Origin of the sequence: Caballeronia sp. GAFFF2 (genome assembly GCF_023631485.1) — a bacterium.
In the GTDB taxonomy this organism is placed as follows: domain Bacteria; phylum Pseudomonadota; class Gammaproteobacteria; order Burkholderiales; family Burkholderiaceae; genus Caballeronia.
The window spans coordinates 47392-62264 of sequence record NZ_JALQDA010000049.1 but is presented as its reverse complement, the minus strand read 5'-3'; the positions used below and the strand labels follow the sequence as shown (position 1 = coordinate 62264).

Sequence of the window (14873 nt, the reverse complement as noted above, 5' to 3'; positions counted from 1 at the left end):
CTAGCAACCTGAGAGGCTTGGCGCTAATAAAAACCAGACAACGCACGGATAACAAGATGATTGCCGCCACCCTCCCGAGTCTCGACGCCGACCGTACCGCGACCCTTATCGACGAATGCTATGCGCAGCGCCATCCGTTGCAGATTGCGCTTTGCCTGCGCAGCCTTCTGTCGCGCGGCGACTTTCTCACCGTGGAATTCGAAGGCGGGCAGATCGTGACGCAGGTCCTTGACGTCGATTCGCGCAGCGCGCGCTTTGTCTTCGATCTCGGCTGCTCGGATTCCAGCAATGCCGCGCTTGCCCGCGCGGATGCCCTGAGGTTGCGCAGCCAGCCATCGGGCATCCAGACGGAATTCACGACCGGGCCGGCCGTAAAAGTGCTTTTCGATGGCCGTCCCGCGTTCGAAGCGCCGATGCCCACGCTGCTGTATTACGTGCAGCGGCGGCAGTATTACCGGGTCGAGACGCCGCTCGTTAATCCGTTCGTCGCGCACGGGCGTGACGAAGCCGGCAATGCCTTCCACTTCGACGTAAAGAACCTTTCGCTCGGCGGCGTGGCCTTGCGTGTCTCCGATGACCGCTTCGAAACCGCCGAACGTGGCGGAGTCTGGCGAGGCGTCACCCTGCGGATGGGCCCATTCGGCGAAGTGAGCGTCGACCTCGAGATCGCCGCGCCGCGTTACGAACTCATGCAGACCGGCGAGCGCCGCGCGATTCTCGGTTGCCGCTTCATCGACCTGAGCGGCTGCGCTGAACGCGCCTTGCAGCGAACCATTACGCAGCTCGAACTGAAGCATCTCGGGCGCGGCGTCTGAACCCGTGACACACCGATAGCCGACTGTCACCTGACGGCACGCTTGCAAAGTGGCGAGCGTGCACGTTGTCTAATCGATCATGTAAGCGTTCCCCAAAATCGGGCATGTGATGTGCTGTTCATACGGAGTCAGAAGGCAATGCACGCCGCCTTCCGCAACCGATGCACGGCCCACTGCCTAATCTTTTTTGGGGTACTCACTCATGAGCACGACCAGCCTGAGATATCGATCGCGGACGGCGACAGCCCTCTTCGATCTACTCAATCCCATTCCCTACGGACTCTTCGTCGGGACGCTGATTTTCGACATCATCTTCGTCATCACCGCCAACGTTTTTTGGGCGAAGGGCGCCGCGTGGCTCGTCACGACGGGGCTCATCCTCGCGATCATTCCGCGCTTCATCAATCTCGGGCATGTGTGGTTCGGCTCACGCCACGTCGTCACGCGCACCGAGAAGCTCGACTTCTGGCTCAACCTGCTCGGCATCATCGCGGCGGTCGTCAACGCGTTCGTGCATAGCCGCGACGGTTATGGAATCGTGCCGCTCGGCGTGATTCTTTCGGTTATCACCGTGGTGCTGTTGAGCGTTGGACATATCGCGCTTGCCTTCGATAAATTCGGCTTCCAGGAGGCGGCTCGTGATTAAGCAAACCACTTTGACGAGCGTTATCGCGCTCTCTATTGCAGCACTCCTCGCAGGATGCAACGAGCACGCCGAATACGACAGCGCGCATCAGGCTGGCGCGAATCCGCCACTGCCTACCGCCAAGAGCTTCTTTACTCCGCCGATGCAAGTCCCGAAGTTCGCGGGCTGGAAAGACAACGAAACGCCCAAGGTCGCGGACGGACTGAAGATCGAGAAGATCGCGTCCGGCCTCGAGCATCCGCGGCAGGTGTATGCGCTTCCGAATGGCGACATTCTCGTGGCCGAATCGGGCAGTCCGAACGCGGAGCCGGTCACCACGCCGAAGCAGTTGATCGCGGGCATGGTCCAGAGCCGTTCAGGAAAGGAGTCGAAGGGCGCGAACCGCATCACGTTGCTCAGAAAGCGTGGCGATGGCAGCGGGGAATGGGAAAAGCACGTGTTCATCGACCATCTGCATTCGCCCTTCGGCATGCAGTTGATAGGCGACACGCTCTATGTCGCCGATACGGACGCGCTGCTCAAGTTCCCGTACAAGACGGGCGAAACGAGCATCTCGGCGGAAGGCGTCGAGCTCGCCGATCTGCCTGATCGCGTGAACCATCACTGGACCAAGGCGCTGCTCGCGAGCCGCGATGGCAAGAAACTTTATGTGGGCGTCGGGTCGAACAGCAACGTTGGCGAGAACGGACTCGACGTGGAGTATCGGCGCGCGAACGTGCTCGAAGTGGATGTCGCGACCGGCGCGAGCCGTATCTTTGCGGCAGGCATTCGCAACCCGACCGGCTTGCAATGGGAACCGAAGACGGGGCAACTCTGGACCGTGGCCAACGAACGCGATGAGATTGGCGCGGACCTCGTGCCGGACTATTTGACTTCGGTAAAGGATGGCGCTTTCTATGGCTGGCCTTATAGCTACTACGGCCAGCATGTCGATACGCGCGTCAAGGAGCAGCGTCCGGATCTCGTCGCAAAGGCTATTCCGCCGGATTACGCAATCGGTTCGCACGTCGCGCCGCTCGGGCTGATGTTCTATACGGGCAGCAATTTGCCGGCGCAGTATCGCGGTGGCGTGTTTATCGGCGAGCATGGCAGTTGGGATCGCTCGCCGCTGTCGGGGTATGCGGTGACGTATATCGCGTTCGAGAACGGCAAGCCTGTAGGCACGCCCAAGCCCGTGGTAACAGGCTTCGTTTCCGATGATGAGAAGGAACTGCGCGGCGCGCCTGTCGGCCTAACTCAGGACAAGGACGGCGGACTCGTCTTTGCGGACGATGCCGGCAATACCGTGTGGCGCGTGACGGGCGCGGGCGGCTAGCCTGCGAGCTTGTTGCAGAGACGCCGCATGCCGTTGAAAATCGCTTCGGCAATGTCCATCGGAAAGTCGCGGGGCAGCACGCTCGCGACTTCATCGACGACTTGTTCGGTGCGCGCCGTGACTTCGGCGATCAGCGCTTCGACTTCCGGCGCGGCGAGTCCGACTGTGCGCCCTTGCGCGATCCAGTGACGCGGCAAAATCTCGGCGATGACGTAATGAATGTTCTTGCCATGCACGGCCATGGCGAGTTTCGCGCGCTGCGCGGCAAGCTGATTGCGTCCCCGTCCGATGATCGGATGCGCGGACAGCACGTCATAAAGCGGCGTCGATTCATAACGATTGCCGGGCAGATGCGCGATGCTGAAGTTCTTCGCGTGACCATCGGTGGCGGCGAGCAGCCAGAAAACCAACTGCGCCATGAAGAAGTCGCGCCGGTCGTTGGCCGCGCGCCCCGAGCCCGACAGCACTTCCATGACATGGCCGATTCCCGGTCCGCCATCCGCTTCGTACTTTTGTAGCGCGGGCGTGCCGGTGGCCTGACACATATCCTCTTGCGGGAGCCGCAAAATCCAGCGCTTGTCGCTCGACAGACGGCGATCGAACCGTTCGACGACGAGCACTTTCTGATCTTCGAAGACTTCGATCTCGCACCGCGCGATAGCCAGCCCGAATGCCGCGACGATCTTCGAGCAAAGCCATTCGTTCTCCACCGATGTCCGCATGCCCGCTCGCATGTTGCCGACGAGCCCAAGCGGCAATTTAAAGATGTGCGTGGTCGGCGTGCTGCCCTCGGGCAATAGCCACTGCTTGCCGCGCCGAAGCAGGGCGGTCTTTTCTTGCGCGCCTGCTATCGAGAGACGCAGGTCATTGAGCGGTTCGTGTTGTCCGAGTTGCGGCGTGGCGGTCGTCTCGCGCAGCAGCCGGGCGATCTGCGATTCGCTCATCGCGCGTCCCGTTATGCTTTCGAGATCGACCGGCGTCTCTCCGGGCGGCAGCATTTGAAGGGCGCCGACGCAGTCGCGACCCAACTGCGCGAGCAGCTGAAACGGCGCCGTGCCGCCCGTTCGATAACGCATGGCAATGCGACGGCGGATTGGCTCGCTGTCGGGCAGAAGGTTGTCGAAAAAGTTCGCGACGACTTGCCCGCGATACGGCTGATTGCCCGGCGTGAACGGCAGCGACAGCGAGAGAGGACGGCCTTGCGGGTCGGCAATCCACTCATCGCGATAGACGAGGCGCTCGCCACCGGTGCTGGATTCCCAGTGGCCGACGGGCAGTCCGTTCATCCAGAGATCGAGCCGGTTCGGGTCGGTGCGGCGCGCCATGCTTACCAGTTCTCCCGCTTTTTCGCGGCTCTGGCCCGCGCCGACGTTGCCTTCGCCGCGATTTTCTTCGTGATGGGCGGGGCTTCGTCCGCTATGACGCCATCCGTCAGCATCATCTCGACGCCCAGCACGCGCAAGACTTTGAACATGCGCTCCATGCTTGCCGCAGCGGGATTGGCTTCCAGTTGCGCATAGGTCTGCTGCGTCACGCCCAATTGCGCGGCCATGCTTGCCTGAGTCAGCCCGGCGGCTTTGCGAAAGCCTTTGAGAATGGGCCGCAATTGGCTGAGCGTCTTTACCGGATAGTCCACGAAGATCCCTACAGTCTTAAGACTGTTAAGCGTTTCTACAGTCTATGACCTGTTAAAGCAAAAAACAAGTTTTAGACTGTAAATAGTAAAAACAGCCTAAAACCTGTTTTTCGAAAAAGTCTGGCCCAATTAAGCATTTTCAGAAGACCTTAGCCCGTGCCGGTTAAAATTCGACGTTTTTCGCCCGCATCGACAGACCACGACACGCCACGACATTCAAGGACCGCCCTTCATGCTTGCCCGCATCACCCGCCTGTTTCCGCTCTGGGCCGTTCTGGTCTCCGTTGCCGCCTACTATTCGCCTTCGTCCGTCACGGGCATTGCGCCGCATGTCACCACGCTCCTGACCATCATCATGCTGTCGATGGGCGTAACGCTCTCCGTCGACGACTTCCGGCGCGTCTTCACGCGCCCCGCGCCGGTAATCGCGGGCATCGTGCTGCATTACCTCGTCATGCCGCTTGCCGCGTGGGTTATTGCAAAGGCGTTGCACATGCCGCCCGATCTGACGGCGGGCATGGTGCTGGTTGGCAGCGTGGCGAGCGGCACGGCGTCCAACGTCATGATTTATCTGGCGCGCGGCGACGTCGCCTTGTCGGTGACCATCAGCGCGCTCTCGACACTCGTCGGCGTGTTCGCGACGCCGCTGCTCACGCGCCTTTATGTCGATGCGTCGATCTCGGTCGATGTCCACGGCATGTTGATGAGCATCCTGCAGATCGTCGCGCTGCCTATCGTGGTCGGACTTATCGTGAATCATCTGTTCGAGAAGTTCGTGCGCAAGATCGAATGGCTGCTGCCGCTCGTGTCGATGGTATCTATTCTGCTCATCATTGCCGCCGTGGTCGGCGGGACGCAGAAGAGTATTGCGTCGGTCGGGCTCGTGGTCGCGTTCGGCGTGGTGATGCATAACGGCATCGGACTCTTGAGCGGCTATTGGGGCGGCCGCTTGCTCGGCTTCGACGAGGCCGTGTGCCGCACGCTCGCTATCGAAGTGGGCATGCAGAATTCGGGGCTCGCGGCTACGCTCGGCAAGCTTTATTTCACGCCGATAGCGGCCTTGCCCGGCGCCCTGTTCTCCGTGTGGCACAACCTCTCGGGCTCGATGCTCGCGGGTTATTGGGCTGGCCGTCCGGCGAAGGGTTCGACACGCGATACGGATACGGCCGCGGTCGTCGCTGCAAAACGAAACTGACTTGCACGTTGCGTGGTGCGCTTCGAGGCGCGCTAGTTTTTGGCGCCCCGACCTTTCCACGTCGCGATGGCCACACCGAGAACGGCGACGCCCATCGCCCACCAGGCCATTGTCGGCAACACTTCGCCGAGAATGAAGTAGGACATGATTGCCGCGCCGGGCGGCACGAAGAAGAACAGCGCCGCTACTTGCGACACCTTTCCGGCGCGTGTCAATGCGAGCAGCAGCGTGATCGCGATCAGCGAGTTGCCGATCACGAGATAAGCGAGCGTGACGGCGAGCGTCGGGTTCCACTGCACTTCCGTGCGCTCGAAGAAGAATGCCATCGGCGCACAGCACGCGAAGCCCACTGAATATTGAACGAGGTTCGACGTGAGCGGGTCCTGCGCGGTGCCCGCGCGTTTCTCGTACAACATCGCGGCCGTGATGCCGATTAGCGCGCCCACCGCGAGCAATACCGGCCCGAGTGCCGATGCGTGCAGCGTGCCGCGCGACAGGATCACGCCGGCCGAGCCGCCAAGCGCAAGTATCAAGCCCAGCCATTGCCGCACGCCGATACGCTCACCGGTCAGCGATGGCGCAAGCACGCTCACGAGTATCGGCTGCAACGAAACGATCAGCGCAAGCCATGACGTTGCAATGCCCGCTGTCATCGACAGATAGCTGAGGCCGAAGTACATCACCTGCACGAGCAGGCCCATGACGACCAGGTAACGCCAGCTTCGCATGTCGCTTGGCCATAGCGGCCGTCTGAACACGCATACGCCTATGAGCACCGCGATGCTGAGCGCAAAGCGTATCGAGAGAAACGTGAGCGGCGAGGCGTAGTGCAGGCCGGTCTTGGCGACGGGAAAGCCCGCGGACCACAAAAGCAAAAAGACAATCGGACCGCCGATGGCAAGCCAGCGTCCGCCATCTTGCGCTGCTTCCTGCGTGACGCTATGCGCGTTCGGCCCCTGTGCCATGTCTCGCTTCCCTTTAGGTTTTGATCGTCTTGCGACCGGAGCAAACGCGCGTTCGACAAGACGTGGACGGTTTAAAGCCTTCCACGTATGGCTTTGCCGGGAACAATGTCTGCTCTTGCTTACGAGCTAAGGCACTGTTGAAAGCCTTCGCATGACGAGTACTTCCTCTCAAAAAAATAGCATTAACCGCGTCTTGCACATTTGCGAAGACATTCTCGCGAAGCCACGCGCGGACTGCCTACGGAGCCCACCTATGCGTGACCTCGACCTCGATCATAACGTCCGACCCGCCCTTCGAACGCCCGCCCCGAAACTCATGCGTCGTGCCGCATTCGGTGTGGCTGCTTGCTTGTCGTTCTCTCTTGCAGCATGCAACAGCGCACCGGACAAGCCGTCACCCGTGGCGAACGCGGTCGCCAATGCAACCGCGGCCGTGCGCGCGGATGACGACATGAAGACCGTGCTCGACGCTTATGCGGCACTCGATCCGAAGGCCATCGAGAAGGTCGATGTGCCGACGGCGCGCGCTCAACCTACTATCGCCGATGCCGTCAACTCCGTGTTGAAGACGCAGGGTCGCAGCACTTCGCCGCAAGCGTTGGTGCCGGGCGTCACGAGCCGCGACATTACCGTGCAGGGCGCGGCCGGCAGCTTGCCCGCGACGGTGTACAAGCCCGCAGGCAATGGCCCGTTTCCCGTCGTGACGTATTTTCATGGGGGCGGCTGGGTAATCGCGGATCGCAAGGTCTATGACGGCGGCGCGCGCGGACTTGCGAAGGCGGCCAATGCAATCGTCGTATCGGTCGATTACCGGCGTGCGCCCGAGGCGCGCTTTCCCGCCGCGTGGGATGACGCCTTCGCGTCGTACAAGTGGGTGGCAAGCCACGCCGCTTCGCTTGGCGGCGACCCGAAGAGGCTTGCGCTCGCGGGGGAAAGCGCGGGTGGCAATCTCGCGGTCGCGACGGCCATCGCCGCACGCGATGCGAATGCGCCGAAGCCGCTTGCCGTGATCGCCGTGTATCCGGTGGCGCAAACGGGCAGCATGAACACGGAGTCGTATATCGAGAACGCAGTGGCCAAGCCGCTCAACAAGCCGATGATCGCGTGGTTCCTCGACAAGCTCTTGCGCACGCCGGCCGACAAGCAGGACACGCGTCTCGACCTGGTTCACGCCAATCTCGCGGGCTTGCCGCCGGTCACGATCATCAACGCGCGTATCGATCCTTTGCGTGACGATGGCGCGCAGTTGCAGAAGGCGATTGCAGCGGTGAACGGGCCGGTCGATCGTCGCGTCTATGACGGCGTGACGCACGAGTTCTTCGGCACGGCGGCTGTGGTGCAGAAGGCGAAAGATGCGCAGCAGTATGCGGGGACGCGCTTGCAGCAGGCTTTTGGCACAGGTCAGTAAGCGCGGGTAATGTGATTTGCACGCGGGACGGCTTCGATGTTTCCCGCGTGCGCCTCGTGGCTCATGGGTTGAATGTCATTCCTCGCACGGCACGTTGCAAGCCGCGGCAACAGGCCGTGCCTCCGCGCCGATGCCCGCAAGCGTCGCAAGTCCCAGCAACGCCAGCGCACCGCCCACCATGAAGTCCGTCGGAATGCTCGCGCGATCGACGACCGCGCCGCCGACGAACGAGCCCATCGCAATCGCCACTTGGATGATGCTCACGAAAAGCGCCGATCCCGCCTCCGGATGCTCGGGCGTCGCGCGCTGAATCCACATGCTGAAGCACAGCGGCAGCGCGCCGAATGCAATACCCCACGCCAGCACAACCGCGCTGACCGCGAGCGACGAATGCCGCAGGATCGGCATCAGCAGCAGCGCGAACATAAGGAGCGACACCATCGTGAGAAGCGTGCCCTTGAGATTGCGCTGCACGGCGGACGACGCCGCGAAATTCGAGAAGAACCCGATGATGCCAAAGCCGAGCAGAAGCCACGTGACCGTCGCCATGTCGAGGTGTGCATCGCCGAGCAAGAAGGGCGTTACGTACGTGTAGGAAGAAAAGTGCGCGCCGAAGACGAGCGCCACCATCAAAAGACTTCTGCGCGGATGCGAGTGCTTGAGAAGCGCCGTGAGATCGCCGAAGCGCAAAGCCGCAGCCGATGGCAACGAAGGCACGAGCAACCACTGCGCGACGAGCGCGACGGCAACGAGCCCTCCCGTCGCCAGAAACGACACGCGCCAAGACGCCACGCTCGCGATGAACGTACCGAGCGGCACGCCAATGACCGTCGCGCACGTCACACCGGTGAGAATGGCGGCCATTGCGCGTGCACTGTCTTTCGCCTCGACGAGCCTTCCCGCCGCCGATGTCGCGAGCGTCCAGAAACCGCCGAGCGCGGCGCCCAGAAGCGCGCGGCCAAGCAGCATGACAACGAGATTCGGTGCGAACGCCGACAGCAGGTTCGAGCACAAGAGCAACGCGGTGAGCAACAGGAACACATGCCGCCGGTCCATGCGTCCCGCGCCGAGCATCAAAGCGGGTGCGGAAATGGCCGCGACGATGCCGGGAATGGTCACCATCAATCCCGCCACGCCGGGCAGAATGTTCAAGTCGTGCGCGACGTGAGGAAGCAATCCAACGGGTAGAAATTCGGTGGTGACGAACGCGAACGCGCCAATCGTCACGGCGGCGACCGCGAGCCACTGACGCAGCGACGAGTTTTTGTCGTCGGTCAGGGGCGTGGCGCGTTCGAGCGTCGAGTCTTCCATCAGCATGGCGTTTTTCGATCCGGGTAAGGAGTGAGTGCGGGCTTATCTTCGAGCATCTTTGCCGGCAACATAACACTGCCTTTCATCTTCTGCACAAGTGACCCAACCGCGGCTTATGGGGCCGGGTTAGCAATGCCATGCATGTTCTTAGCAGAAGTGCTTGGTTCTATTTTTGGCGGCGCTGCGCTACTTTCGAGGCTTTGGCTTTTATCCGCGTCTCATGCCCAGCAACTCCACTTCTCCGCTTCTTCAAGTGCGTCACCTCGATGTCGACTACGGCGCGCATCGCGCGGTGCGCAAGCTGTCGTTCGACATCGCGGCGGGGCAGGCGGTGGCGCTCGTCGGCGAATCGGGCTGCGGCAAGTCTACTACGGCGATGTCGCTCATGCGCCTTCTGCCGAAGCATGCGAAGACCGGCGGCGCGGCGCTCTTCGATGGCATCGATCTTTTATCGGCGCCGGAACGCAAGCTCGCGGACCTGCGTGGCCGCCGCATGTCGATGATCTTTCAGGAGCCGATGACTTCGCTCAATCCCGTGCTGACTATTGGTGCACAAGTCGCCGAGGCGCTGATTCTTCATACATCGATGTCGCGTGCCGCTGCGCGCAAGCGTGCCGTCGAACTGCTCGATCTTGTGCGCATTCCCGAACCCGCGCGTCGGGCGGACGACTATCCGCATCATCTTTCCGGCGGACAACGCCAGCGCGCGATGATCGCCGCAGCCATCGCTTGCGAGCCCGCGCTTCTTATCGCCGATGAACCCACCACCGCGCTCGATGTCACCGTGCAGGCCGGCATCCTGCGTCTGCTCGATAACTTGCGGCGCGATCTTTCGATGGCATTGCTGCTCATCACGCACGATCTGGGCATCGTGTCCGACTGGGCGGATCGCGTAGTCGTGATGCATGGCGGCGAGGCGCTCGAACAGGGTTCGGCGCGCGACGTGCTCGATCATCCGCGTCATGCCTATTCACGTGGACTGCGCGGGGCGGCGCTGCATCTCTCGGCCGACAAGCATTATCGCGAGGCGCGCTTGCCGGAGATTCGCGCGCTCGCTTCGGCCACGGGCACGACGGATTTCACGCTACATGTACCGACGCGCGCGGCGCATTCGACACGGCCCATCGACCACGATGCAAGACCGCTGCTCTCGCTCGACAAGGTCGACACGGCTTACGCGACAGCGCGTGGCACGCGTCATGTGCTGCACGATATTTCCTTCGATATCGCGCGTGGCGAGACGGTGGGTCTGGTAGGCGAATCGGGTTGCGGCAAGTCCACGCTCTCGCGCACCATCATGCGGCTTTTGACGCCGGATGCCGGACGCATCGTGCTCGATGGCGTCGATATCGCGCGGCTGACGCGGCGTGAGCTGGCGCCGCATCGGCACAAGATGCAGATGGTGTTTCAGGACCCTTATGCATCGTTGAATCCGCGCAAGACGGTAGGGCAGATTCTGCATTTCGCGCTCGATGTTCAGGGCACCGTTCCTACCCGCGATCGCGACGCAAGGATCGTGAAGATGCTCGATGCAGTCGGTTTGCCTTCGGGCGCGGCGCGTCGTTATGCGCACGAGTTTTCGGGCGGGCAGCGGCAACGCATTGGCATTGCGCGGGCGTTGATACTCGAACCGGCGCTTCTGATCTGCGACGAGCCGGTATCCGCGCTCGATGTCTCTATTCAGGCGCAGATACTGAATTTGCTCAGCGATCTGAAGGATGAATTCGGTCTGTCGATGCTCTTCATCTCGCACGATCTCGCTGTCGTTCGCTACATGGCGGATCGCGTGCTGGTGATGAAAGATGGACGCATCGTCGAAAGCGGCGGGCACGACGAGATCTGGGACGCGCCCAAGCACGCTTACACGCGCACGCTCATTGCATCGGTGGCGGGGCAGCGGCAGCGTGCGGGCAGCGATTCCATCGCCGCATAAGCAGTTGAGCGCTCAACGCTCCGCATGCAAGCCGAACAAGGAAGCAAGACCATCGCCGAGCAGATTGAGCGCAAGCACCGTAACGACGATAGCAAGACCCGGCAAGGTCGCGATATACCAGTCCGTGCGCAGCACTTCGCGGCCCGCGCCGACCATGTTGCCCCAGCTCGCCACGTTTGGGTCGCCAAGCCCGAGAAACGCCAGCGCGGACTCCGTGAGAATGGCGGTGGCAACCAGCAATGTCGATGACACGAGCACGGGCGTCATCGTATTGGGCAAGACATCCGACACGATGATGCGCAAGTCGCTCGCCCCAAGCGCGATGCTTGCCTGCACCATCTCGCCGTGCCGCAGCTTTTGCGTTTCCGCGCGCACCAGCCGCGCGAGGTTCGGCCACGAAGTCACGCCGATAGCGAGCGCAATCGTCATCACCGAAGGCTGCACGATGGCGACGATGGCGAGCGCGAACAGAAACGGCGGCACCGTCTGAAAGAACACGGTGACGCGATTGATTTCACGATCGAGCCAGCCGCCGAAGTATCCGGCGAAAAGGCCCGCCACCACGCCGATGACGACGCTGATGAACGTCGAAGCCGCGGCGATCACGAGCGAGGCGCGTGCGCCATACAACAATCCCGAGAGGATATCGCGGCCCAGCATGTCGGTGCCGAGCGGAAACGCCGCATCTTGACCCGGACGCAAAAATGGTTCGGCGACGAGTTCTAGTGGATCTCCGGGACGCAGCCACTGCGCACAGAGCGCGACCGCGATGATCGCCGCGAGCAGCACGCCGCCGATCAACGCGGAAGGCGCGCGCAGAAAGCGCAGAGCGGCATGCCAGCGGCGAGGCTTTTGCAGCGCGGAGAGTTGGGACATGGTGCGGTTCTCAGGAGATGCGCGGGTCGAGCCAGCGGTTGATGGCGTCGGTGGCCCAGTTGACGAGGACGACGAGAATCGAGCTGCACAGCAGCACGCCGAGCAGCACGTTGAGATCGCGCCGCACGAGCGCATCGAAAGCGAGCCGCCCGAGCCCCGGCCACGAGAACACCGTTTCGACTACCACTGCACCGCCGATCACCGAGCCGATCTGCATGCCGAGCATCGTCACGAACGGAATGAGCGCATTGCGCAGCACGTGCACGCGAAAGAGCCGCAACGGCCGCACGCCGCGCGCAATAGCGGTGCGCACATAATCTTCGCGACGTACTTCGATGACGGTCGCGCGAATCAAACGCGCATACGTGGCGACGTAGAAAAGCGCGAGCGTGACAGCGGGAAGAATAAGATGATGTGCGACATCCAGCACATGCGCCCAGCCTGTGAGCCCGGAGGAAATGGTCTGCATGCCCCCGACCGGCAGCCAGTCGAGCCACACCGAAAACACGACCACCAGCATGAGCCCGGTCCAGAAAAGCGGCGTGGCGAAACAAAGCAGCGAGAGCGTGGAGATGACGACATCGACGAAACGTCCCGCGTACCATGCAGCGAGCGCGCCGAGCAGCAGTCCGACGATGGCCGCGATCAGCACTGCGCTGCCCATCAGCAAAAGCGTGGCGGGCACGCGGTTCCAGATGAGCTGCGCGACGGGCATGCCTTCGCGGAACGAGTAGCCGAGATCGAAGCGCGCGAGATGTCCGAGGTACTTTGCAAACTGCACCCAGAGCGGTTGATCGAGCCCGAACTGCTGACGCAACGCGGCGACGTATTGCGCCGACGCGCCGCCGGATTCGCCCGCGATGACCTGCACGGCATCGCCGGGGGCGAGCCGAAGCAGGAAGAAGTTGACGACCGCAATGCCGAGCACGACGCCCACGAGTTGCCCGAGCCGATGCAACGCGATGGAGAGCCATCGCGCGGTGCGCTTCGTATCGGTCGCGATGAGCTCACTCATGCTTCGAAGGGTCGGTGTACCACACGTTCTTGAACGAGCCATAGACCTGATCGACGCCGCTTACCGTATCGTTGAGGTCGGCCGATTGCACCGTGAAGAAGTGCAGTTCGAGCAGCGGCAGCGACGGCAGATCGGTCTGCACCTGACGCTGGAACGCTTTGAAAAGCGTTACGCGTTCGGCTTGATCGCCGGAGGCTTGCGCATCGCGAATCAGTTGGTCTACCTTGGCGTTGCGATAGCCCGAACCATTCGTGAAGGGAATGTTCTTGCCGATACTGTCCGACTGATATTCGCGCGTCACGCCCACTTGCGGGTCCGAGAAGCCTGCGTACCACTGGATCGTCACGTCGAAATCGCGGTCGCCGTAAATGCGGCGCGTGTAGGTCGGCGTGTCCTGATTGCGGATATCCGCGTCGATACCGATTTTCTTGAACGCTTGCTTGATGAACTCCGCGCTGCGAAGAAACTCGTCACCGTACGGCAGATAATCGATAGTCAGCTTGAAGCGTGTACCGTTGGGGCCTGCCTTGTAACCGGCCGTATCGAGCAGCGCGTTGGCCTTCGCAATGTCGTAGGGATACTGCGGCACGTCGGGCTCGAAGAACTCCTTGAGCGTCGATACGACAGGGCTCACCGCTGGTTTGCCGAAGCCTGACCACACCACGCGGTTATATGCATTGCGATCGATGGCCAGATAAAGCGCCTGCCGCACGCGCGCATCCTTCAACTGAGGACGATCGTTGTTGATGTCGAGAAAGAGCCACGGCGAGAGCCATTCATAACCCTTCGTTTCCACCTTGAGGTTCGGCAGTTTCGCGAGACGTTGGGCGTCGCGAGCGGGTACCGGGCTCAGCGGCGCGTATTGCACTTCGCCCTTTTCGAGCGCGGCGGTGCGTGCGCCGCCATCGGGAATCACACGATAGATCACCTTGTCGAGATACGGCTTGCCCTTGTCCCAGTAGTCCGGATTGCGTTCGAGCAAAATGTAGTCGCCCTTCACCCATTTGCGGAAAATGAACGGACCGGTGCCCACTGGCTTGTTGTTGTACGGATTGTTGAGGACGTCCGTGCCTTCATAAAGATGCTTCGGCAACACTTGCGCGCCGTTGCTGTTGAGCGAACTCAGCACGGCAAGCGATGGCTTCGAAAAATGGATGATGACGGTGTAATCGTCCGGCGTATCCACGCGGTCCGCGTTGGCGAACAGAGCCTGATTGCGCGGATGATATTTCTTCCACACGTTTTCGAGCGTCCACTTCACGTCGGCGGAAGTGAAGGGTTTGCCGTCGTGCCACTTCACGCCCTGACGCAGATTCAACGTGAGCGTCTTGCCGTCGGTCGAAAGCGCCCACTTGACCGCGAGTCCCGGCTTGAGATGAAAGTCGTTGTCGTATTCGATGAGGCCGTCGAAGACATTGGTGCTGAAGGTTCCCGTCGGCGACGACGTGCTCAGTGCTGCCGTCAGAATGACAGGCTCGGGCTGCGAGATGACGGTGAGCGTGCCGCCGCGTTTGGGCGTCTCTGCGTGAGCCAGGCTCGATCCCGCGATGAGCGCCACGAATGCGAGCGGGCGCGCCCAACGCTGCCAGAGCCTGAGTGTTGTGCTGGTCGACACGTGCGATTCCTCTTGTTGTGATGTTGCGCGATATTTGCGTAGTGTTGATTCGATGTTGCGGTAGATGGCCGCTGCAAGACAGGGCGAGCACCTTGCGGGATCGCGAACGATAGCAACGACTCGCCACGTGAGGAACCAATAAA

At 61.7% G+C, this 14873-nt stretch carries 12 protein-coding genes and 1 pseudogene; 6 read left to right on the top strand and 7 right to left on the bottom strand.

What is annotated here, in order from left to right:
* The first annotated feature begins 56 nt into the window (after positions 1-56).
* From NCT04_RS32180 to NCT04_RS32170, 3 genes are all read left to right on the top strand, one after another.
* Entirely contained in the window at positions 57-815 is a 759-nt protein-coding gene (locus tag NCT04_RS32180; protein ID WP_250469878.1) for a flagellar brake protein, read from the top strand.
* Positions 816-1017: 202 nt separating this feature from the next.
* On the top strand, positions 1018-1461 hold the full coding sequence (locus NCT04_RS32175) for a DUF2231 domain-containing protein (RefSeq protein WP_244831820.1): 444 nt from the start codon (positions 1018-1020) through the stop codon (positions 1459-1461).
* On the top strand, positions 1457-2776 hold the full coding sequence (locus NCT04_RS32170; protein WP_250469890.1) for a PQQ-dependent sugar dehydrogenase: 1320 nt from the start codon (positions 1457-1459) through the stop codon (positions 2774-2776). The genes NCT04_RS32175 and NCT04_RS32170 overlap by 5 nt, the downstream gene beginning before the upstream one ends.
* Here the strand turns inward: NCT04_RS32170 and NCT04_RS32165 are convergent.
* Together NCT04_RS32165 and NCT04_RS34920 are read right to left on the bottom strand one after the other, a co-directional pair.
* Positions 2773-4101 (bottom strand): type II toxin-antitoxin system HipA family toxin, encoded by a 1329-nt coding sequence (locus NCT04_RS32165; RefSeq protein ID WP_250469877.1) that lies wholly within the window; start codon positions 4099-4101, stop codon positions 2773-2775. The genes NCT04_RS32170 and NCT04_RS32165 overlap by 4 nt on opposite strands.
* Before the next feature lie 121 nt (positions 4102-4222).
* A pseudogene (locus tag NCT04_RS34920) lies at positions 4223-4412 on the bottom strand (helix-turn-helix transcriptional regulator); the annotation flags it as partial.
* 232 nt (positions 4413-4644) lie between these two features.
* On the opposite strand from NCT04_RS34920, the gene panS reads away from it, so the two are divergent.
* Positions 4645-5607 carry a ketopantoate/pantoate/pantothenate transporter PanS gene (panS, locus tag NCT04_RS32155; protein ID WP_250469876.1) on the top strand — a complete coding sequence of 321 codons (963 nt, stop codon included), beginning with the start codon at positions 4645-4647 and terminating at the stop codon, positions 5605-5607.
* 32 nt (positions 5608-5639) lie between these two features.
* Here panS and NCT04_RS32150 read toward each other — a convergent pair whose 3' ends face one another.
* Positions 5640-6572, bottom strand: a complete 933-nt coding sequence (locus NCT04_RS32150; RefSeq protein WP_250469875.1) for a DMT family transporter — start codon at positions 6570-6572, stop codon at positions 5640-5642.
* Positions 6573-6825: 253 nt separating this feature from the next.
* Between NCT04_RS32150 and NCT04_RS32145 the strand changes: the two genes are divergently transcribed.
* Positions 6826-7980: an alpha/beta hydrolase gene (locus NCT04_RS32145; protein ID WP_250469874.1), complete on the top strand. Its 1155-nt coding sequence runs from the start codon at positions 6826-6828 to the stop codon at positions 7978-7980.
* A 75-nt stretch (positions 7981-8055) separates the two neighbouring features.
* Here NCT04_RS32145 and NCT04_RS32140 read toward each other — a convergent pair whose 3' ends face one another.
* Complete coding sequence (locus NCT04_RS32140; protein WP_250469873.1) at positions 8056-9297, bottom strand: MFS transporter; 1242 nt, start codon at positions 9295-9297, stop codon at positions 8056-8058.
* A 214-nt stretch (positions 9298-9511) separates the two neighbouring features.
* On the opposite strand from NCT04_RS32140, the gene NCT04_RS32135 reads away from it, so the two are divergent.
* Positions 9512-11224, top strand: coding sequence for an ABC transporter ATP-binding protein (locus NCT04_RS32135; protein WP_250469889.1), 1713 nt, complete (start codon positions 9512-9514; stop codon positions 11222-11224).
* A gap of 12 nt (positions 11225-11236) precedes the next feature.
* On the opposite strand, the gene NCT04_RS32130 is transcribed toward NCT04_RS32135, so the two are convergent.
* Genes NCT04_RS32130 through NCT04_RS32120 form a run of 3 tightly spaced genes read right to left on the bottom strand, consistent with a single transcriptional unit; the run spans position 11237 to position 14730 of the window.
* A complete protein-coding gene (locus NCT04_RS32130; RefSeq protein ID WP_250469872.1) occupies positions 11237-12100 on the bottom strand; it encodes an ABC transporter permease in 864 nt (287 codons plus the stop codon).
* Between the two features lie 10 nt (positions 12101-12110).
* The gene (locus NCT04_RS32125; RefSeq protein ID WP_250469871.1) at positions 12111-13115 is read right to left on the bottom strand and encodes an ABC transporter permease; all 1005 of its coding nucleotides are present in this window, start codon (positions 13113-13115) and stop codon (positions 12111-12113) included.
* On the bottom strand, positions 13108-14730 hold the full coding sequence (locus tag NCT04_RS32120; RefSeq protein ID WP_250469870.1) for an ABC transporter substrate-binding protein: 1623 nt from the start codon (positions 14728-14730) through the stop codon (positions 13108-13110). Before NCT04_RS32120 ends, NCT04_RS32125 begins: the two co-directional genes overlap by 8 nt.
* Between the last annotated feature and the right edge of the window lie 143 nt (positions 14731-14873).